The 21,471-nt window shown below is 55.4% G+C and carries 14 protein-coding genes; 10 read left to right on the top strand and 4 right to left on the bottom strand.

The genetic code is table 11. From position 1 onward, the window contains the following. Positions 1-32 precede the first annotated feature (32 nt). The 6 genes from infB to Q1A74_RS11700 all read left to right on the top strand — a co-directional run bounded on the left by infB (position 33) and on the right by Q1A74_RS11700 (position 7,985). A complete protein-coding gene (gene infB, locus Q1A74_RS11725; RefSeq protein ID WP_299596028.1) occupies positions 33-2,858 on the top strand; it encodes a translation initiation factor IF-2 in 2,826 nt (941 codons plus the stop codon). 103 nt (positions 2,859-2,961) lie between these two features. Beyond that, positions 2,962-3,381, top strand: a complete 420-nt coding sequence (gene rbfA / locus Q1A74_RS11720; RefSeq protein WP_299596026.1) for a 30S ribosome-binding factor RbfA — start codon at positions 2,962-2,964, stop codon at positions 3,379-3,381. Next, positions 3,381-4,331 (top strand): tRNA pseudouridine(55) synthase TruB, encoded by a 951-nt coding sequence (truB, locus tag Q1A74_RS11715; RefSeq protein ID WP_299596024.1) that lies wholly within the window; start codon positions 3,381-3,383, stop codon positions 4,329-4,331. The genes rbfA and truB overlap by 1 nt, the downstream gene beginning before the upstream one ends. A 111-nt stretch (positions 4,332-4,442) precedes the next feature. Beyond that, positions 4,443-4,712, top strand: coding sequence for a 30S ribosomal protein S15 (gene rpsO / locus Q1A74_RS11710; RefSeq protein WP_299596022.1), 270 nt, complete (start codon positions 4,443-4,445; stop codon positions 4,710-4,712). A 230-nt stretch (positions 4,713-4,942) separates the two neighbouring features. Then, positions 4,943-7,060: a polyribonucleotide nucleotidyltransferase gene (pnp, locus tag Q1A74_RS11705; protein WP_299596020.1), complete on the top strand. Its 2,118-nt coding sequence runs from the start codon at positions 4,943-4,945 to the stop codon at positions 7,058-7,060. 100 nt (positions 7,061-7,160) lie between these two features. Then, positions 7,161-7,985, top strand: a complete 825-nt coding sequence (locus Q1A74_RS11700) for a sulfite exporter TauE/SafE family protein (RefSeq protein WP_299596018.1) — start codon at positions 7,161-7,163, stop codon at positions 7,983-7,985. Positions 7,986-8,087: 102 nt separating this feature from the next. On the opposite strand, the gene Q1A74_RS11695 is transcribed toward Q1A74_RS11700, so the two are convergent. Next, entirely contained in the window at positions 8,088-9,626 is a 1,539-nt protein-coding gene (locus Q1A74_RS11695; protein ID WP_299596016.1) for a peptide MFS transporter, read from the bottom strand. Positions 9,627-9,802: 176 nt separating this feature from the next. Here Q1A74_RS11695 and Q1A74_RS11690 point away from each other — a divergent pair, with 176 nt between their 5' ends. Continuing rightward, positions 9,803-10,999, top strand: a complete 1,197-nt coding sequence (locus Q1A74_RS11690; RefSeq protein WP_299596014.1) for a tetratricopeptide repeat protein — start codon at positions 9,803-9,805, stop codon at positions 10,997-10,999. Between the two features lie 69 nt (positions 11,000-11,068). Here Q1A74_RS11690 and Q1A74_RS11685 read toward each other — a convergent pair whose 3' ends face one another. Then, on the bottom strand, positions 11,069-13,768 hold the full coding sequence (locus Q1A74_RS11685; protein WP_299596011.1) for a TonB-dependent siderophore receptor: 2,700 nt from the start codon (positions 13,766-13,768) through the stop codon (positions 11,069-11,071). 515 nt (positions 13,769-14,283) lie between these two features. Then, positions 14,284-14,868: a MarC family protein gene (locus tag Q1A74_RS11680; RefSeq protein WP_299596009.1), complete on the bottom strand. Its 585-nt coding sequence runs from the start codon at positions 14,866-14,868 to the stop codon at positions 14,284-14,286. A 23-nt stretch (positions 14,869-14,891) separates the two neighbouring features. On the opposite strand from Q1A74_RS11680, the gene Q1A74_RS11675 reads away from it, so the two are divergent. From Q1A74_RS11675 to Q1A74_RS11665, 3 genes are all read left to right on the top strand, one after another. After that, positions 14,892-15,998 (top strand): class I SAM-dependent methyltransferase, encoded by a 1,107-nt coding sequence (locus tag Q1A74_RS11675; RefSeq protein WP_299596007.1) that lies wholly within the window; start codon positions 14,892-14,894, stop codon positions 15,996-15,998. 118 nt (positions 15,999-16,116) lie between these two features. Beyond that, complete coding sequence (locus Q1A74_RS11670; RefSeq protein WP_299596002.1) at positions 16,117-16,395, top strand: hypothetical protein; 279 nt, start codon at positions 16,117-16,119, stop codon at positions 16,393-16,395. Between the two features lie 143 nt (positions 16,396-16,538). Next, complete coding sequence (locus Q1A74_RS11665) at positions 16,539-18,191, top strand: sulfotransferase (protein ID WP_299596000.1); 1,653 nt, start codon at positions 16,539-16,541, stop codon at positions 18,189-18,191. 114 nt (positions 18,192-18,305) lie between these two features. Here the strand turns inward: Q1A74_RS11665 and Q1A74_RS11660 are convergent, their stop codons facing one another. After that, positions 18,306-21,257 carry a TonB-dependent receptor gene (locus Q1A74_RS11660; RefSeq protein ID WP_299595998.1) on the bottom strand — a complete coding sequence of 984 codons (2,952 nt, stop codon included), beginning with the start codon at positions 21,255-21,257 and terminating at the stop codon, positions 18,306-18,308. Positions 21,258-21,471 lie beyond the last annotated feature (214 nt).

Genomic DNA, 21,471 nt, shown 5'->3' with positions numbered 1-21,471 from the left:
GCTCCACCACAAGTGACTTTTTAGGAGAGAGAATGGCCGAAGTAACAGTTAGCGAACTCGCCAAATCGGTTGGTGCCACCGAAGAGCGTCTGCTCAAGCAGATGCAGGAAGCGGGTTTGCCCCACACTTCAGCAGATGCGCCTGTATCCGCAGAAGAGAAGCAGGTCCTGCTTAACTTCCTGAAAAGTAGTCACGGGGAGCAGGCCGCTGCACCCAAGAAGATTACCCTCAAGCGCAAAACCACCACGACGCTCAAGACCGGATCTGGCACCGGCCGCAAGACCGTCAACGTGGAAGTGCGCAAGAAGCGCACCTACGTAAAACGCGCTGAGACCGAAGAGCAGGAAGCGGAACTGGATACTACTGCCCTGCAGAAGGCCGAAGAAGAGCTGGCGGCTGCCGAGCTGGCCGCTGCCGATCGCGCCCGCGCTGAGCAGGAAGCTGCAGCAGCAGAAGCCAAGCGCGCTGAAGAAGAGGCCAAGGCCAAGCAGGAAGCCGAAGCGGCTGCCAAGGCCAAACAGGAAGCCGAAGCCAAGGCCGAAGAAGCGCCGGCACCGGCTGAGCCTGAGAAGGTGGAAGCGCCTGCCGAGCCCGCACCTAAAGCGGAGCCGAAGCCTCAAGCCAAACCCAAGCCTGAACCTGCCCCCATCCGCTCCACTTACGTCGACGACATTGAAGCCATGCGCATCGCTGCCATGGAGCGCCGTAAAAAAGAAAACGAGCGTGAAGCGGCCGAGCTGGAAGAGAAGAAAGCCCGCGTCGAAGCTGAGCGCGCGCGTCTTGAGCAAGAGCAGAAGGATCGCGCAGAAAAGGCCAAGCAGAAGCCGGCGGCGGACACCGCCACCACCGCTGCGGCAGCCAAGCCCGGTTTGCGTCGCAAAGTGGAAGCAGAAGCGACGGCCGTTCGCGATGACGACGAGCCGCGCAAGCGCCGCAGTCGTCGTGGCAAGAGTGGCCCCAAGAAGTCGAGCAAGACTTCCCTGTACGATGCTGCACTGGAAGCCTTCGAAAGCGAAGAAGACAAGCGCAGCACCCGCTCGCTGTCTCGCCCGACGCTGAAAGTAAAGAACACACACGGCTTCAAAAGGCCGACAGGAAAGCAAGTGTACGAAGTGCAACTGGGCGAGACCATCACTGTTGGCGATCTCGCCAAGCAGTTGAATATCAAAGCCGGTGAGCTGATCAAGCGCCTGATGAAGATGGGCGAGATGGTCACCATCAATCAGAGCCTGGATCGTGAGACCGCGACTCTGATCGTCGAAGAGCTGGGCCACACCGTGGTTCTGCGCTCCGAAAACGAGATGGAAGAAAAGCTCGTTGCCCTGTCCCAGGATATTGAAGGTGAAGAAGTCAGCCGCGCGCCGGTTGTCACCGTAATGGGTCACGTCGACCACGGTAAAACTTCACTGCTCGACTATATCCGCAAGACTAAAGTTGCCTCCGGCGAAGCCGGTGGTATTACCCAGCACATTGGTGCCTACCGCGTGCAGACCAGCCAGGGCGAGATCGCCTTCCTGGATACTCCTGGACACGCCGCGTTTACCGCCATGCGTGCCCGCGGTGCCAAAGCCACCGACGTGGTAATCCTGGTTGTGGCTGCGGACGACGGCGTAATGCCGCAGACCGAAGAAGCGGTTGCTCACTCCAAGGCCGCCGGTGTGCCGCTGGTTGTTGCTATCAACAAATGCGACAAAGAAGGCGCGGACCCGGATCGTGTGAAGAACGAACTGGCTGCAAAAGATGTCATCCCGGAAGATTGGGGCGGCGACACCCAGTTCATCGAAGTGTCTGCACATACCGGTCAGGGCATCGACGAGTTGCTGGAAGCGGTTTCCCTGCAGTCTGAAATGCTCGAGCTGAAAGCCAAGGCATCCGTACCGGCGAGCGGTGTGGTCATCGAGTCTCGCCTGGAAAAAGGCCGCGGTGTGGTTGCCACCCTGCTGGTTCAGAATGGCGAGCTGAAGCGCGGCGATATCGTGCTGGCAGGCCAGAGCTACGGTCGCGTACGCGCCATGACCAACGAGCTGGGCAAATCCGTCAAGGAAGCTGGCCCGTCTACTCCGGTTGAGCTGCTGGGCCTGGACACCACACCGAACGCTGGTGATGAGTTCCTGGTGGTTGCCGACGAGCGTAAGGCCCGTGAAGTAGCCGAACAGCGCGCCGATAAAGAGCGCCGCGAGCGCATGCAGCGTCAGCAGGCCGCCAAGCTGGAAAACATGTTCGCGGACATGGAAGCGGGCGAGAAGAAAGTACTGCCGGTTGTGATCAAAGCGGACGTGCGCGGTTCTCTCGAAGCCATCCTCGCTGCACTGGCGGAGATCGGCAACGAAGAAGTATCTGTAAACGTGGTCTCCAGTGGTGTTGGTGGTATCGCCGAAAACGACATCAACCTAGCACTGACCTCCGGCGCCATCGTGATCGGCTTCAACACCCGTGCCGATGTCGCTGCACGTAAGCTGGCGGAAACCGAAAGCGTTGAAATCCGTTACTACAGCGTGATCTACAACCTGCTCGACGAAGTGAAGCAGGCCCTGTCTGGCATGCTGGATCCGGAGTTGCGCGAAGAGATCGTCGGTATCGCCCAGGTGCGCGACGTATTCCGTTCGCCGAAGTTTGGCGCTATCGCTGGCTGTATGGTCATCGAGGGCACCGTCTACCGCAACAAGCCCATCCGCGTACTGCGCGACAATGTGGTGATCTACCAGGGTGAACTGGAATCCCTGCGTCGCTTCAAAGACGACGTGCAGGAAGTTCGCAACGGCATGGAGTGTGGTATCGGCGTGAAAGACTACAATGACGTCAAGGCTGGCGATCAGATCGAAGTCTTCGATATCGTCAAGGTCGCTCGCGAGCTGTAATTGTCCGTTGCCCCGGTGCATGCCGGGGCCAGTGTTCGCCTGACAACTTTTTTGCAGGAGCAAAAAAGTTGTCAGGCGAACCGCCATTCTGAATAGGTAAACAATGGCCAAAGAATTCCACCGTGCTGACCGGGTAGCCGACGCCATGCGTCGCGAGCTGGCCCGTCTGATCCAGCACGAAGTGCGCGACCCGCGTGTAGGCATGGTGAATGTCAACGACGTGGAAGTGAGCCGCGATCTAGCCACCGCTAAAGTTTTTGTGACCCTGGTGGGTGAGGACGACCGCAGCAAGATTGATATCTCCATGGAAGCGCTGAACAAGGCCGCCGGCTTCCTGCGTACCCAGCTCGCCAAAGAGATCCAGATGCGCTCCATTCCACGCCTGCATTTCCGCTACGACGAAACCTCCGTGCGCGGCCAGCACCTCTCGGCGCTGATCGAAAAGGCGGTCAAGTCTGATCAGCAAAAGGCTGACGAAGACGCAGACGACGCCGAAAACCAATCAGGCGAACAGAACGACTGATGGGCCGCCGACCAAAATGGGGCCGGCAGATTGACGGTGTGCTGTTGTTGAACAAGCCCGCCGGTATTTCTGCCAACGACGCCCTGCAAAGAGCCAAACGCCTGTTCTTCGCCAACCGCGCCGGCCACACTGGTGCCCTGGATCCGCTCGCCACCGGCGTGCTGCCGATCTGTTTCGGAGAAGCAACCAAGTTCTCGCAGTATCTGCTGGATGCCGACAAACGCTACCGCAGCACTTTTTGCCTGGGCATGACCACAGAGACTGGCGACGCCGACGGCAATGTAGTCGCGACGTGTGATGCGTCTGCGATCACCGAGCAGCAAGTGCGGGATGCCATGTCTGACTTCCGCGGCACCATTAGTCAGATCCCTTCCATGTATTCCGCGCTCAAGCACAACGGCCAGCCACTGTATAAGCTGGCGCGCCAGGGGATTGAGGTGGAGCGCGAAGCCCGGCAGATCCAGATATTCTCCTACGAATTGCTCAGCTTTATCCCCGCAGCCGATTCGCCCGATAAGCTGCCTAGAGCAGAAATCGAAGTGCATTGCTCCAAGGGCACTTATGTGCGGAGCCTCGCTGAAGACCTGGGGAAAGCCCTGGGCGTGGGGGCCTTCGTGGAGAAGCTGCACCGCAGCGCCGCTGGGCCCTATCACGAGGACGATTCGGTCACCCTGGATGCGCTGACTGAAGAGCGCGGTGAGGACAAGGCAGAAGTGCTGGATCACCACCTGCTTTCGGCGGATTCTCCCGCCTCTGGATTGCCCAAAATGATCCTCGGGGACGACACAGGTTACTATCTGCGTCAGGGCCAGCCGGTAATGGATCTGCAGGTCTACCGCTTGGGCGATGAAGGTGATATGGTGCGCCTCTTCCTGGAAAGTGGTGAATTTCTAGGCGTTGGAGAGATTACTGATGACGGGCGGGTTGCACCCCGCCGGTTGGTAAAATAAGCCGAAACAATCCTGTTTACAGGTGAAGTGGGCTTTTCATGACTAGCTGGCCTGTAAACATGCACGGGCCAGCCGAATTTTCAAAGCATGTTACGAACGAGGTAATTCGTTATGGCACTGTCTGCAAATGAAAAAGCAGCCATCCTGAAAGAGCACGGCCAAGCTGAGGGCGACACCGGTTCCCCGGAAGTCCAGGTAGCCCTGCTGACCGCCAACATCAACAAGCTTCAGGGTCACTTTGCTTCCCACAAGCAAGACCACCACTCTCGTCGTGGTTTGATCCGCATGGTAAACCAGCGTCGTAAGCTGCTGGACTACCTGAAGCGCAAGGATCTGTCCCGCTACGCTCAGCTGATCGCCAAGCTCGGCCTGCGTCGCTAAGACCCTGAGAATGCCCGCCCCTTTGGCGGGCTTTCTTCTATATGGAATTCGAATTTTCTGGCGCGCTATGTGTGCGCCGGAAATGCCGGGCCTGTGAAACAGGCCGGCAAATTCGCCTGCAGGGCGGGCTCCTACGAAGTGATTCATGACTGTAGGCGCCTGCTTCGGGCGAAAAACTGTAGGGGCTATTGGAATGGGCCAATAGCCGTAAGGAAACAGGAAAGAAACTAGTGAATCCAGTAACCAAAACATTCCAGTACGGAAAAGACCAGGTCACCATCGAGACCGGCCGTGTTGCACGCCAGGCCACTGGCTCAGCGCTGGTCACCATGGGTGAGACCGTCGTGTTGTGTACCGTTGTAGGCGCCAAGGAAGCCAAGCCCGATCAGGCTTTCTTCCCGCTGTCCGTACACTACGTAGAAAAGGCGTACGCCGCGGGCAAAATCCCCGGTGGCTTCTTCAAGCGTGAAGGCCGTCCGTCAGAGAAAGAAACCCTGACCTCCCGCCTGATCGACCGTCCGATCCGCCCGCTGTTCCCGAACGGCTTCATGAACGAAGTTCAGGTGATGATCACCGTACTGTCTGCGGAAAAAGACGTGGATCCGGATATTGCTGGCATGATCGGCACCTCCGCCGCCCTGTCTGTTTCCGGTATCCCCTTCAGCGGCCCGATTGGTGCGGCGCGCGTGGGTTATACCGAAGCCGACGGCTACCTGCTGAACCCCCGTTACAGTGAGCTGAAAGGTTCCGAGCTGGACATGGTTGTAGCTGGTACCAAAGACGCGGTACTGATGGTGGAATCCGAAGCGGCAGAGCTGCCGGAAGACATTATGTTGGGTGCGGTACTCTTTGCCCACCAGGAAATGCAGGCGGTTGTAAAAGTCTGCGCAGAGCTGAAGGCCGAAGCTGGCAAGCCCACCTGGGACTGGCAGCCAGAAGCTGTCAACGAAGAGCTGAAATCTGCACTGGAAAGCCAGTTCGGTGGGAAAGTCGCAGAAGCGTACAAGATCACTGACAAGCAGCAGCGCACCACCCGCCTGGCGGAACTGCGCAACGAAGCCGCAGAAGCGCTGGCCACCGAAGAAGTGGACGCCGGCCTGGTGAAGAAGTACTTCGGCAAGCTCGAGAAAACCACGGTTCGTGGTTCTGTTGTTCGCGGCGAGCCGCGTATCGATGGCCGCGACACCAAGACCGTACGCCCGATCAACGTAGAAGTTGGCGTACTGCCGAAAGGTCACGGTTCCGCGCTGTTCACCCGTGGTGAAACCCAGGCACTGGTTGTGACCACACTGGGCGCTACCCGCGATGCGCAGATCATCGACGCACTGGAAGGCGAGCGCAAAGACTACTTTATGCTGCACTACAACTTCCCTCCCTACTCTGTAGGTGAAGCGGGTCGTGTTGGTGCAACCGGTCGTCGCGAAATCGGCCACGGCCGTCTGGCCCGCCGCGGTATCGCTGCGGTACTGCCGAATCCGGAAGAGTTCCCGTACACCCTGCGTGTGGTTTCTGAGATCACTGAATCCAACGGTTCCAGCTCCATGGCTTCCGTATGTGGTTCCAGCCTGGCGCTGATGGATGCGGGTGTACCGCTGAAAGCACCGGTAGCCGGTATCGCTATGGGCCTGGTGAAGGAAGACGAAGGCTTCGCGGTTCTGACCGATATCCTGGGTGATGAAGACCACCTGGGCGACATGGACTTCAAGGTTGCCGGTACCGCGTCTGGTGTGACTGCTCTGCAGATGGACATCAAGATCGAAGGCATCACCGAAGAGATCATGGAAACCGCTCTTGAGCAGGCCCTGCATGCGCGTCTGCACATCCTGGCGGAAATGAACAAGGTGATCGGTGCTTCCCGTGACGTGGTGAATGAAAATGCACCGCGCTACGCCACCCTGAAGATCCATCCGGACAAGATCCGCGACGTGATCGGCAAAGGCGGCGCGACCATTCGCTCCATCACCGAAGAAACCGGTGCGTCCATCGACATCGAAGACGACGGCAGCATCAAGGTATTCGGTGAAGACGGTGAGAGCCTGGAAGCGGCGGTAACCCGCATCGAGGAAATCACCGCGGAAGCCGAGATCGGCGCCATCTACGAAGGTAAGGTTGTGCGTATCGTCGACTTCGGCGCATTCGTAAACTTCCTGCCGGGCAAAGACGGTCTGGTACACATTTCCCAGATCGCCGAAGAGCGCGTCAATGCGGTGACTGACTACCTGAGCGAAGGTCAGATGGTCAAAGTGAAGGTGCTGGACGTAGACCAGCGCGGCCGTATCAAGCTGTCCATCAAAGAAGCCAATGCCGATGCAGCGGCGGAAGCGGATGAGGCGACTGGCGAGGAGTAATTACTCCTGTCAGACGCGCCGGCTTGCAGGCAATGAAAAACGGTGGCTATATGCCACCGTTTTTTTTTGAAAAAAAAGCGTAGGAAACGGGGAGCGTGCAGTGGAAGTCTTGTTGATCTATTTAGTGGTTGGAATCTGCGCAGGCACCATTGCCGGCCTATTCGGTGTCGGCGGTGGGCTGATTATCGTACCGGCTCTGGTGCTGGTATTTACCGCCCAGGGTATCGCGCCGGAAATTCTGACCCATATGGCCGTTGGCACGTCCCTGGCCACCATCATCATCACCTCAATCAGTTCCATTCGTACCCATCACGGCAAGCGGGCCGTAGATTGGAAAATTGTTGCGACGATGGCGCCGGGTATCCTGATCGGCTCCTGGATTGGCGGGGTGACCGCCGACTGGCTCAGTGGCGCCTGGCTGCAGTTGTTGATCGGGATTTTTGCCGTGGGGATTGCCCTGAAGATGTGGCTCGATGGTTTGCGCAAATCGCAACCGCCCACCGATGGTAGCAAGGTGCCAGGCAGAGTGGGGCTCTCCTTCGCGGGCGGATTTATCGGCTGGGTCTCGGCGATATTTGGCATTGGCGGGGGCTCACTCACCGTGCCGTTTCTGTCCCGCTGCCATGTAGTTATGCAGCGCGCTGTGGCTACCTCTGCTGCCTGCGGCCTGCCTATCGCTATTGCCGGGGCGCTGAGTTTTGCGGTGCAGGGCTGGAATAATGCCGAGCTGCCCGCGTGGAGCAGCGGCTATATTTACTGGCCCGCGTTTCTGGGGATTGTCCTCACTAGCACCTGGTTCGCGCGCTTCGGTGCGTTACTGGCCCACAGGCTTTCTCCACAACTGCTGAAGAATTGCTTCGCCGGGTTACTGTTTTTTATCGGCGCCCGGTTTATCTGGCTGAACTACGCCATAGCATTGGGCTGACCGGGCTGCGGTAGGAGCCTGCCGTGCAGGTAATACGTATACCTCGGCCCACAAAAAAGGCCGCTGCGGTTACCCGCAGCGGCCTTTTTCTATGGGTGTGATCTATCCCACAGTCTTAGCCGTCGCCTCCGCCGGCTCAACCGCCTCGATATGATCCTCGCCCTGACCTTCCCAATGCTTGGACTTCAGGCTGATCAGCGCAATCACCGCACCAATACCAATGCTGAAGATCGCAATCTGCAGGTACAGGTTCGGCAGTGTGGAAACGTTATCCGGATCGAAGTTGCCCGCCAGCAGGCCGGCGATAACATTACCGATGGAGTAGGTAAGTACAAACACACCCATCATCTGGCCGGCAAAGCGGCGCGGAGATAGCTTGCTCACCGCGCTCAGCGCAACCGGGCTCAGGCACAGTTCACCCACGGTGTGCAGGAAGTATGTGGTTACCAGCCACATGGGTGCAACTTCAAGGCCCTGTGCTGCCTGTTGGGCGGCAAAGAACATCACGATAAAGCCGGTGGCCATGATGATCAGGCCGATCGCACATTTCATGCTGTAAGACGGCGTGATCATGCGCTTGCCCAGGTTGATCCACAGGGCGGCGAAGAAGGGCGACAGAATGATGATGAACATCGGGTTCAGATTCTGGAACCAGGAAGCCGGAATCTCGAACGAGCCCACGGTGCGGTCGGTAAAGTCGCGGACGAACAGGTTCAGGGACGAGCCCGCCTGCTCAAAGCCTGACCAGAAGCAGGCCGAAGCGACACACACCAGGAACAGCGCCCACATACGTTTCTTTTCCACCTGGCTCAATTTGCCGCCGAAGTAGATATAGGCGTAGTACACAAAGAAGATCGCGGTAAAGAAGATGGCTACTTTGGTGGCCACCGCAACCGGGTCAAATGCAATCACACCGCTCAGTGTCAGTGCAGTGATGACCACTACAGCACCGACGATGGCCCAGATGGCACCCCAGGCTTTCTTGGCGCCTTCGGTGGTCATCGGGTGCTCCGGCTTCAGGCTGGCATCGCCCAGATTGCCGATGGTTTTGCGGTACTGGTACAGGCCAATGGCCATACCCACGGCCGCAGCGCCAAAGCCCCAGTGCCAACCGACCTTCTCACCGAAGTAGCCACAGATCATGTAGCCCAGCACCGAGCCCATATTGATGCCCATATAGTAGAGGGCGTAGCCACTGTCGCGACGTACATCGTCGTGGGCGTAAAGGTGGCCAACCAGTGCACTGATATTGGGTTTCAGCAGACCCGTACCGGTAGCCACCAGAATCAGGCCTATAAAGAAGGTGTGATCACTGGGGATGGCGAGCACGATATGGCCGCACATGATGATAATACCGCCGTACCAGACGGTGCGCTGACCACCGAGCAAGCGGTCGGCAATCCAGCCCCCGGGAAGGCCCAGGAAGTACACCGCGCCGGTGTAGAGGCCGTAAATAGCGGTAGCGGCTGCGACGGTGAAGGCGAGGCCTTCTTCCTGCAGGCTGGCGGTCATGAACAGGACCAACAGCGCCCGCATGCCGTAATAGCTCATGCGCTCCCACATCTCAGTAAAGAAGAGGGTGGAGAGCCCTTTGGGATGACCAAAGAAGCCATCGCTGTTGTGTTGTGGTAGTGACGACATATCAGCGTTTCCGGTTGTTATAACGTTATAAATTAAACCTTTCCGAGTGTAACAGCGGTCTCGGAAACTGGCGAATGGTTACAGGTGAAACAGGAAATGAACCTGCAAAAGGGATTCCTACACGACAGGAATTGTGGAAAATCAGAGATTCAGAACACGTTATGGGGAGAATAACGATGAAAACCCCGCAAAATTCGGGACTGGCAGTGAAAAAGTGGTCACTGCGATTTACGCAGCGCTGGAAAGCCTTCGGCCTCGGCCTCTGTATTGCCGCGCTTGGTGGCTGTGCCAGCTCCGCTCCAGAGCAGCACGCTTCAATCGATACGGGCTGGCTGCTCTCCGGTGCGGCGATCTTCGGTGAACCACTGAGCCCTGAGGCGCTCCCTGAGGACGACATTCTCGGGCTGCAACCGCAGATGCGTGCGTACCTGGCCCAAGTTGCGCCAGATGCCAACCCTCGGCAGCGTTTGCAGGCCTTATTGCGCGGCTTCGAGCAGCGTGATTTCACGGTCGAGTACCGGGCGGATCAGACCCTCACAGCCGCCGAGACTTATCAGCAGGGGGTGGGCAACTGCATGGCGTTTACCGTGATGATGGTGGCCATGACGCGGGCGCTGGGTGCGGAAGCCTATTTCAACCAGGTTGAAGTGCCACCGGTGTGGGGGCACGACGAAGAGCAGACCTTTGTGGTTTACCGCCATATCAACATGGTGAGCGAGAGCCCGAGAGGGCGCCGCGTGGTGGATTTCAATCTCGCTGCCTACGATCCGGTTTACGACCAGCGCGAGCTCACCGACACCGAAGCCTTTGCCCAGTATTACAGCAACCGCGGACTGGAGCTGATGCAGCAAAGTGAGATGCGTGAAGCGTTCCGCTACTTGCGCAAGGCCCTGTCGTTGCGCCCTGGCGATGGCGATCTGTGGGCAAACTTGGGCGCTTTGTACAGCCGCAACCAGGAATTTGCAGCAGCAGAGCAGAGTTACCTGCAGGCCCTGCAGTTAGACGGCCGGCACACGATTGCCATGAGCAATCTCGAGCGGCTCTACCGCAAGCAACAGCAGCTAGAACTTGCCGATTACTACGCAGAAAAGGCCCGCTACCACCGCGAGCGCAACCCCTATTACCTTTATTACCAGGCCCGCAATGCCTATGAGCACGGGGATTTCAAAAGCGCAAAACGGCAGCTGAAGCGTGCAATCTGGCAGTACGAAGACGATCACCGGTTTCATTTTTTGATGGGGCTGACCAGTTATCGACTGGGGGATCTGGAGGATTCTAAAACGTATTTTTCTCAAGCGTTTTCCTTGACCGATAGCCCGGGGGCGCAAAGAGCCTACAACCAGAAATTGCAGTTGTTGATTGATGGGCCTTAAACAAAAAAAGGGGATGCCAATGGCATCCCCTTTTTTTTGACGGAACGTCTAGGACGTCAAGTTCGCAACTTAGAACTGGTAAGAAGCACCAGCCCAGAGGTAGCGACCCTGGAAGTCGTAGAAGCTGTTCCAGTCGCTGCCGGAAGTGGTATGCGGATCCTTATCGGAAACGTTGTCAATACCAGCGGACAGGCGAGTAGACTCGTTTACGTCCCAGCCTGCTTTCAGGTTCAGGTAAGTCATGGACTTAACCGGCAGGTAGGGGCTGTAGCCGTCGTCGAAGTACTGCATGTCAACGCCCATATCCCAGTCGTTGCCGTACCAGGTTGCGCTGGCCAGGCCGCGCCACTTCACGTACAGGCCGCTAGTGGTGCCAACGTATTCCAGGTAGTCAGACTCGGTGCCGGACTGCTCGTTGAACTCGTTGTACTCCAGCAGGCGGGAAGCCTGTGCACGCAGGCCCAGTCGACCGGAATCGAAGTGCAGGTTCTGAACGATGTCTACGTCAACACCACGGGTGTCGATCTGACCGATGTTCATCTTCGCACCTTCCAGTGCAACGATCTGATCGCCGGCACCACGGGTTACGAACTGACACGCAGCGGAGTCGCCGTCGCGGAAGCAGTCGTCCAGCATGCGCTGCAGGTCTGGAGAAGTGATCGCGTCTTCAATGCTGATGTCGTAGTAGTCCAGAGTAATAGACAGGTCGTCTACAAAGCTCGGGGTCCACACGATGCCGGCAGTGAAGGTTTTTGCTTCTTCCGGGGTCAGCTCTTCGTTACCGCCGATGTTGGTCGGAACCTGGTTGCCCGCCTGGGTGAAGCCAGCACCAACCATGCCGCAGTTTGCGCCCTGGCCATCTTCGTTTGCTGCACTGGTGTCACACGGGTCGATCAGGTACTCGTAGCTCTGTGCAGAGCCGCTGTACAGCTCGTAGATGCCCGGAGCACGGAAAGAAGTAGAGAAGCTGGTGCGGAAACGCAGGTCTTCTACCGGTGCGTAAACCACGCCGACTTTACCAGTGCTCTGGCCACCGAAGGTGCTGAAGTCAGAGTAGCGAACTGCCACGTCTGCAGTCAGCTCTTCCGCGAAACGCGCGCCCTGCAGGATTGGCAGATTGAACTCTGCAAATACCTCGGTTACGTCGTATTCACCACCGGTTGCGTCTTGCTGGTTACCGAAGGTTTCACCGCTCTGGGTTTGTGCAGACGGGTTGAATTCACCGGATTCTTCACGGTACTCAACACCGGCCGCAAAGCCCAGTGCGCCGCCCTGGAATTCGATGGCATCGATGTCACCAGACAGGGACGCGCCGAAGTTCAGCAGCTCATAGGAGTTGTCTTCGTAGTCGTCGTAGCGGAAGTAGTCCATGATTTCCGGGCTCATGCCGCCAGCGAAATCATAGTCCAGGCCCGCTTCACCGCTGAAAATCTCATCCAACTTGGTTTTGTTGTAAGAGTTCAGGATGACGTTTTCGCCTTCGTTTTTGCCGTAGCTGGCAAAGGTGTCCCAGGTCCAACCGTTGGAGAAGTCACCGTTGAAGCCACCCGCAACACGGAAGGTGTCAGTGGTCTGCTCGTAAGAGCGAGTACCGCCAGATACCGGACGGATGCGGAAGTCGGAGAAGCCGTCTACCCAGTCGGTGCCGTGAGAAGCAACCGGTGCGGTCGGCTCCTGGCCTTCAGGGCTGCCCTGTGCTTCCCACTCGGCATGCGCTGCGTTGTAGGCTGCCAGTTCGATTGCGTAGGCATCGTCGGCTTTTTGCCAGGCGTCTTGCAGCTGAGCTTTAACGGCCTCAGGCAGGTGCTCTTCCGGGTTCAGGTTGAAACCGTTACCGGCGTACAGCGGCTGGGCGGCCAGTTGCTGGTTGCTGGTTTTGGTGGTGAAGCTGGCTTCACTCCACAGCTCAACGCTGTCGGTGATGGAGAACTTACCGGACGCAGTCGCGGAAGTGCGCTCCATGGCGCCGGACAGCCACATATGCTGACCGATGTCGTAGCCGGCATATTCACCCAAAGTTACGCCGTCTTCGCCAATGCTGAAGCTGCCGTAGTTGGTGAAGATATTACCGTTCGGGCCCATGGAGCTGGTCAGGCCGGCCCAGTCGCGATCGTTGTAAGTGATCTCGTCGCGTTGAGCGTGGGTAATGTTGGCAACAAAGCTGCCACGCTCGCCTTCGTGACCGAAGGTGATGGACAGATCGCCATTTTCACCGCCGCCATCTTTAGTGGCGCCAGCGCGGGCATTGATACGAACGCCGTCGAAGGAATCCTTCATGACCACGTTGATTACACCGGCAACGGCGTCAGCGCCGTATACCGCAGAAGCGCCGTCGGTCAGAACTTCAATACGGTCGATCATGTCTACCGGGATATTGTTCATGTCCACCGCAGAGCTTACGCCGGAAGCGGAAGAGACAAAGCGACGGCCGTTTACCAGTACCAGGGTGCGTGCAGAACCCAGGTTGCGCAGATCAACAAACGCCAGGCCTTGGCCGCCGTTGTTGTCGTTTGCATTGATACCAGTAGTACCCATGGACGGCAGCTGGTTCAGCAGCTCGTCAATGGTGCCAACACCGGAGCGGCTAATCGCTTCGGAATCTACGATGGTGATAGGGCCAGTAGTAGAGAGCGGGTCACGTGCAATACGGGAACCGGTAACGATCACTTCTTCGACAGTCGGGCCAGGTACGTTTTCCTGAGCGGAAACGCCAGTGGCGGCAATGGTGCCGAGTGCTGCGATGGCGATACTCAACTTGGTCTTGATCATAAATGCATCCTTTATGTTTTAGAGGCACTTTTATAGGTTTGTTGTAATTCGAGTGCGGGCTGACTTTAAAGGATCAATTCACTTTGTGGAACTTACCTGACATTGAAGCATCACAGGTAAATTCAATATTTTGTCTTATATGTAACCACAGTGGTTATTTTGTAATCTTCGAAAAGTTTATATATCCGGCATATCTGTCAATTATTATTAAATGATTACATATAAATGAATTTATTAGGATGCGTGTAACTAAAATGAGTCTTTGTGAGGAAGGTTAAAAAATGACCGGCTGGCCGTTTTGGTTGAAAAACGCGCGTATTTTATGAGGGAGTGCTGCTGCTGGAGCATTATTCTGAAGTGAGTTTGTTGGGCGAATAAATATCCCGTGGGTAAGGGCGCCTGGCAGGCAAAAATAAATGACGGAAAAGTGCAGTTTTACCGGCGCCCGCTGGCGTCAAATTGATCTAGATGGGTGGCACCTCAAGGTTTAGTGCCACCCCACGAAGAGGTCGGTCTCAGCCCAGGCTCTGCTTGATGCCATCCAGGAACAACTGAACAGCCAGCATCACCAGGACCATACCCATCAGCCTCTCAACGGCAATGAGCCCTCGATTTCCGAGCAACTTCGCTAGAGGCGACGAAGCCAGAAGAATGACGGCGGAAACCGCCCAGGCTCCGAGTAGAGCCAACGTCCAGTCCCAAAGCTGTTCACCTTCACTGTTGGTCATCAGCATCAGGATCGCCATAGTGGATGGGCCCGCAACCAGCGGTACCGCCAGCGGCACAAAGAAAGGCTCTCCCTCCAGCCGCTCTCCCATGATCCCCCCCTCAATAGGAAACACCATACGGATCGCAATCAGGAACAGAATGATCGCGCCCGCAATCCGGATCGCCTCCTGAGACAACCCCAGCCACGCCAGTACGAACCGCCCGGCGTACAGGAATACCAGCAACACAATCAACGCGAAGATCAGCTCGCGCATGATGACGTACAGCTGGCGTTTGGGCGGAACATTCTTCAGGGCCGCAAGGAACACCGGGATGTTGCCCAGGGGGTCCATGACGAAGAGGAGGGTGAGGAAGGCGGTTAGGGTGTCCATGGTCGCTGTATATCTGAATGATTGTGGGAAAACTGTTTGTATTCGTCTCTACAGGACTACTTACTAAATTTCGTGAGCGTCCACGCCATATCTGGCAGCGTTTGGTTTCAGAAGAAAAAGCTGGGAAGACAGGCAGTATGAGAACAAGCACAGCCGCAAGCTGGCAGTCTTACTGGCAGCAGGCAGACGAAAAAAAGGCCTGTAAAATTAGTGGGACAGACCATCCGGCCATAAGCCAATTCTGGCACAAATTTTTTAGCGATGCGCGTGTTGGCGCAAAAAGTGCACCTGATAACCTGAGGGTTGTCGATGTCGCCAGTGGTCGAGGTGCAGTTTTTGAGCATTTATTCGCTCTGGGTGATGGGGCTTGCTGTGATGCTGTGTGTGTGGATTTATCACATGACGCATTGGGTGCAGTACGGGATCGCTGGCCGGCGGTGTCCGGGATTGTGGCAAATGGCGCTGCATTGCCAATTGCCGAGCACAGCGTGGATATTGTAGTGAGCCAATTTGGTGTTGAATATGCCGGCGTTGACGCTGTAGTGGCGTTGTGCAAACTGGTCAGGCCGGGAGGACAGTTAGCCTTACTGTTGCATCACAGGGGCGGCGCTATCTTTAAAGAATGTGACGACAATTATGTAGCGCTTTGTGAGGTTCAAAAGAGTGGGTTTTTGCAGGGCGCCATGAATATGTTTCCCCACGCGTTCAATGTGCTGGCGGGCGGGGAGCGGTCTGAATATGAGCGAACGTCAAAGAGCTTGATTCCTGCGTTTCGAATTATGGAGCGAATCATGGCGCAGTACGGAAGGAATGTAGCTTCGGGCGTAGTCCGAAAGCTGTACTTGGACATTGATCATATCCACACAAACTTGCCAGCATTCGACCGGCAGGAAGTTGACGTCTGGCTTCGCCAGGCTTCTCGTGAGTTGCAGTACTATACCGAGAGAATGAACTCCATGCGTCACGCGGCCCTTGACGATCAACAGTTTGAGGTGTTGAAAGCAGAAATGGCCGATTTCGGGTTTGAGTTGCATGTTGCGGACGCGTTGGCAGTGGCAGACCATTCGGCCCCTTTAGCCTGGTCTGTAATTGCGGAAAAAGCGCAGAACAATGGCCGTGGTTGCCGCTAAGTTATGTGAAAAACCCCTCCGGGGAGCGCTGTGGATATACAAATTCCACAGAGGTAACATGTGGGTCTCTTCCCCTAGCGCGGGTAGAACGAAATTTGATAATAAGTAGGGTATTGATATGAAACTGAAGATAGTTTTTTGTGTTTGGATGGGGTTGGGTATGTTGGCTGGGTGTTCCTCTGGTGCAGGGGAAAAGACCACTGGTGCGGCGCAGAATGGCTCAGCGACAGCGAACCTTGCTGCTGCGGAAGAAGAAAAAATTTGTAAGGTGCGGGCGATTACCGGATCTCGATTCAAGCAAAAAACCTGCATGACTCAGGAAGAGTGGGACCGTATGGCCTACGAAACCAAAAAAATGTTGGATGACGACACACGTAGTAAGCCTACAAATTACTGATCTCGCGAGATTTTTTCTCCTGCATTGATAATTTTTGACGAGGGCGCCTTGGCTTCAGTATTGAAAGTCAAGGTGCCTTTTTTGCACCTGGCCAGCGTGAGCTGGCCGCGCTTTTTTAGGTATGACCCCTGGTCGCTGAATTTATGACGGTACCAACACATATATCCAAACACCTTCGTGAGGCAAGGCTGCTCGTTGAAAGTAAGCGGTTTGATGAGGCGGAGCAATTGTACCGGAAGCTGCTCTCACTCGGTGGTGCGGAAGAAGTTGTGTATAGAGAGCTGTTCCAACTTTATGATCGGCAAAAAAAGTCGGAGCAGGCGATTTCCTGTATTGAGGAAATGGCTCGATCTTTTAAAGAGATCCCAGAATGGTGGCTTCAGCTGGCTCAGTACGCACAGTCTTGTAAGAATTATGAGAAAGCTATTCATGGATACCAGATGTTTTTGGAGCGAGTGCCTGATCGTCCCAACACGGTTTATAACTTTGCTTATTTACTGAGGCAGGCGGGGAAGCTTGAAGAAGCGTTGAACTGGTACCAAAAAGCATTGGCAATGGGGGTTTCGGGGAAGGAAGAAGTTTACACCAATATGGGTGTTATTTTGACCGAGTTGCGCCGAGAGCCGGAAGCGCGCGCGAACTATGAGAAAGCATTAGGAGTCCGTCAGAGCTATTTGCCGGCCATTCTGAATCTGGCGGCATTGATGGAAGAGTGTGGTGATCGGGCCTCGGCGTCTGCTCTGTATGAAAAGGCGCTGACAGTCGACAATGCTTGTGTGCTGGCGATTAGCCGGTTGGCCTATCTCACCACTGTGAAGCACCCAGGTGATCCGTTGATCGAAAGGGTATCGTCAATGTTGGCGAATAAAGGGCTGTCCAAGGCGGATAGTGAAGAGTTGAGTTTCTCACTCGGTAAGCTGTTTGATGATTGCGGTGAATATGAGTGGGCATTTACTTGCTATACGAAAGCGAACAATCTGGGTAGGTTGAGGTTCACGCCATACAGCAAAGCAGACCAATCAAAATTTATTGATGACCTGATGCGCGCCTCTCCTAGAAAATCATTCACAGCGTCTTGCAGTCCATCTGGAGGATCTCCGGTTTTTATCTGTGGAATGTTTCGTTCTGGGTCTACTCTGGTTGAGCAGGTATTGAGTGGCCACTCTAAAATCTCATCTGGAGGGGAGTTGGAGTTTTTTCCTCAGTTGGTTCGCAATCTCGGAGATAAGTACCCGAAACATATCAAAGATGTTGATGCCGGATTCTATGCTAATACGGGAAAAGACTATGGCGAATTCCTGGTGCGCAGGTTTGGTCAGGGCGCAATTGTTACTGACAAGCGACCGGACAATTTTCTACATTTAGGCCTGATTAAGCGCGCTCTGCCCAATTCTCGATTTATCTGGACAAGGAGAGGACTCCTTGATAACTGCCTGTCTGTTTATTTTCAGCAGCTAGGTGGAGATATGAATTACTCAGTCGACCTTGATTCGGTTGGGCACTTTTACGTCGAGCAGGAGCGATTAATGCGCCATTGGCAACGTTTGTTCCCGGATAGTATTTTTGAGATTGTGTATGAGGATCTCGTGAAGAATCCAGGCGTCGAGATTCGTAAGATGCTCGATTTTCTCGGGCTCGATTGGGAGGATGCTTGTCTTGATTTTCAGCAGCGAGAGAATTACGTAAAAACTGCCAGTGTCTGGCAGGTGAGAAAAGGATTGCACAAAGATTCTGTAAATCGGCACCAGAACTATAACGTTCATGTTTCGGCATTGAAAAAATATTTAAAGGCCTAGTAGTGAGCGGGATTACCCGCTACGTCCACGGGTAAGTAGTCTGTTCCAGATAACAAAAAAGCGCGGTGGTTTTACCCACCGCGCTTTTTTTGTGAACGTTCTAATTCGTGAGGATTAGAAGTTTACAGATGCACCCAGGAAGGCGTAGCGACCAAGAGCGTCATAAACGCCTGGGAAGGTATTGCCGTTACCGTAGATGCCAGCACCCGCATCAGCAGTCAGCGGCGGCTCTTCATCCAGCAGGTTGCTGATACCGCTGCGGATAGTGACGTTGTCAGTAGCGGACCAGGCTGCGGCCAGGTCGAAGTAGCTGATCGCGTCGAAGTCAGCGCCGTTGCTGCCGAGGTCAGTAACCTCGCCAATGTAGCGCCAGCTACCGGTTACGTCCACATTCCAGGGGGTTGCCCAAGTGGCGCGCAGAGTACTTACATACTCAGGAGTCGGAGTACCACAGGAGCTGTTCCAGTTGCCAGCGCAGCTTTCGACCGGCTCGCCAACGAACTCTTGTTGATCCCACTTGGTCAGGTAAGTGGCAATGTAGTTCATGTCTACGGAGCCGTATGCACCAACGTCAAAGCCATAGTTAGCATTGATATCAATACCTTCGGTTTCGAAGAAGCCGATGTTCACATCAGTAGCAGTGATACCAGCAGTGCCGATCCACAGGTTGCCGTTAGCGCCACGACTTACTGAGTCACAGAACAGGGCGTTGCCGGTTTCTGCGCAGCGACGCAGTACAGTTTCTGGGTTGATGCCAGCGATCGCTTCGGTCACTTCAATGTTGAAGTAATCCGCGCTAACGGTCAGGCCTTCAACGAACTCAGGAGAGTACACGATACCGAAAGATACGGTTTCAGACTCTTCCGGTGTCAGCTCAGGGTTACCACCACCAACAAAGTTGTACTGACCAGCTGGGGAGTCGAAGTTACCGCCGTAGGTAGAGGCAGTAGTGCCAGTGTTGGCACATTCAGCTGCGCTGTACTCAGGGCCGATTTCAACGCCGTCGTCATCGGTACGAGAGCCACACGGATCGTAAGTCATGTCGAACAGGCCGATGGACTGTGCGCGGTACAGTTCACGGATATTCGCGTGACGAACTGCAGACTGGAAGCTCGCGCGAACTTTCAGGTCGGTAGTCGGTTGCCAGTCAGCAGCCAGCTTGTATGTGTCGGTCTGAGCGTCGGTGGAGTAGTCAGAGTAGCGGTAAGCTACTTCGAGACCCAGGTACTCAGCGCCCGGCATGCCGCTAAGCAGCGGAATATTGGCTTCGGTGAATATTTCTTTCACTGAGAGTGCGCCGTCAACTGGCAGGGTCGGACCACCTTGGCCTGCACCTTCATCGTTCTGATAGCCGGAATCTGGGGAGTAGTTCAGGGATTCGCGGCGGCTTTCAAAACCAGCAACAATTGCTACACCGCTGTCAGCAGTCGGCAGTTTTACGCCGTAATCGGTCAGGTCGCCAGTTACGTAACCGGAAATGATTTCCTGATCGGTGGTGCCACGAGCGAACAGAGGCAATACCAGGTAATCGATCGCCTCCTGGGTTACACCGCCCTCCTGGAAGATGTTCCAGGGTACACAGTTAGGATCGGAACCGTCCAGAACGGACTGACAAACAGGGTTGCCGTCCGCGTCTGTACGCACGTCTAGCGCACGACGGATACGAGATTTGGACATGTCATTCAGGTAGGTTTCTTCGAGGCTAACCTCGGAGAACTGACCGTAAACGTCGTAAGCCCAGTTCTCGTTGATGTCGCCACGAACACCGAACACACCGCGGAAAGTGGTGTGGCGCATATCGCTCTGTCGCGGGCCTCCTTCAACGTTACGTCGGCCGATGTAGAGTGCACCAGGATTGGTGGTTACTTCGCCGGTCTCTGGATCGGTGTTAACCACTTCCAGGTCGCTTACGAACTGGTCTTTGCCCAGGCCGTAAACGCCACAGATTGCGTCGTACTGATCATCTGACAGGAACGGGTTGCCACAGAACAGGTCGTTGGTCACGAAGAAGGCACCGGAAGGCGCGATCTGTGCAACAGTGCGGTCATCTGCGTACATTACTTGAGTGTAGGCTTCCGCGTGTTCATTGATTTCGTAGTGACCGAAGGCGCCCATGGTCCAGCGCTCGTCCGGACGCTGGAAGTAGTTCAGCGGGCCGTAGTTATACAGGCGGCTGAAGTCGGTGAATTCAGTGCCATCTACGCTGTAGTCGAAACCTTCGGTGGTGTCGCCATCGTTGGCGCCGAAGTCAGTGAAGCGACCCCAGGGTACAGTGGAGGAACCACCGCAACCGAAAGAGTCCGGACTACCAGAAACGGCACAGCCGCTGTAATCACGGTCGGCTTGGAGAACCGCGTCAATTTTGCGGTAGTTGGCGTATGCGGTTACGTTGCCGCGGCCGCCGTCCAGGTTGGCACCAATGATCATGGAGAAATCATTGGTTTCGCCGTCAGTGACACTGCCGTCGGCTACGTCAAATCCGTTGGAAGTGACGAGGCCCTGCATGTCGCTGTTGTTGTTATTGTGCTGGTACACGCTGGTCTGAGATTCGAAGCGAACGCCTTCGAAGTCATCCATCATGATGAAGTTCACAACACCGGCAATAGCGTCAGAACCGTAAGTGGCAGAAGAGCCACCGGTAAGAACTTCTACACGCTCAACCAGAGCGCCAGGAATTTGGTTAAGGTCCGCACCAGAACCGCCAGCCAGAGGAGAGCCTGCCGGCATACGACGTCCGTCGATAAGTACCAGGGTGCGCTGAGAGCCGAGGCCGCGAAGGGAGACAGTTGCGGTACCGGTAGAGCCGTTGGCCTGGCCAGCGGTCTGGGTGGCTGCCACTTGGGGCAGGTCGTTAATCAGGTCTTCAACCCGAACTACACCGGTAGCTTTCAGGTCTTCTGCGCTAACAGAAGTTACCGGGCTTACGCTTACGTCATTGGCACGCTCGATACGAGAACCAGTAACGACCACTTCTTCTACCATCTCCGCATCTGATTGTGAAAATGCAGGCAGAGCAGGAACCATAATCGTAGCGGCTACCGCCACAGACAGAAGGTTCTTTTTCATTTGAAATCCTCTCTTGATCGTTGGATTTATCATGTATTGCCAGATTTGGCGTGTTTGAGAACGACTACCCCCAAGCGGTCATTCTCTTCCCAACGACTATTTAACGGATGGGAATTAAGTTCCCTCAAAAAGAAATTAAAAATTCTTCTTTTCCGAAAGAAAGACAGCTTAGGCAGGTTTTTCGATTCTGGTTTGCAGACGATCGTTTGGCTTT

This window comes from uncultured Microbulbifer sp. (assembly GCF_947504145.1).
Classification (GTDB): domain Bacteria; phylum Pseudomonadota; class Gammaproteobacteria; order Pseudomonadales; family Cellvibrionaceae; genus Microbulbifer.
Note: the sequence above shows the minus strand (reverse complement) of the source record. Positions and strands in the feature narration are given on the sequence as shown.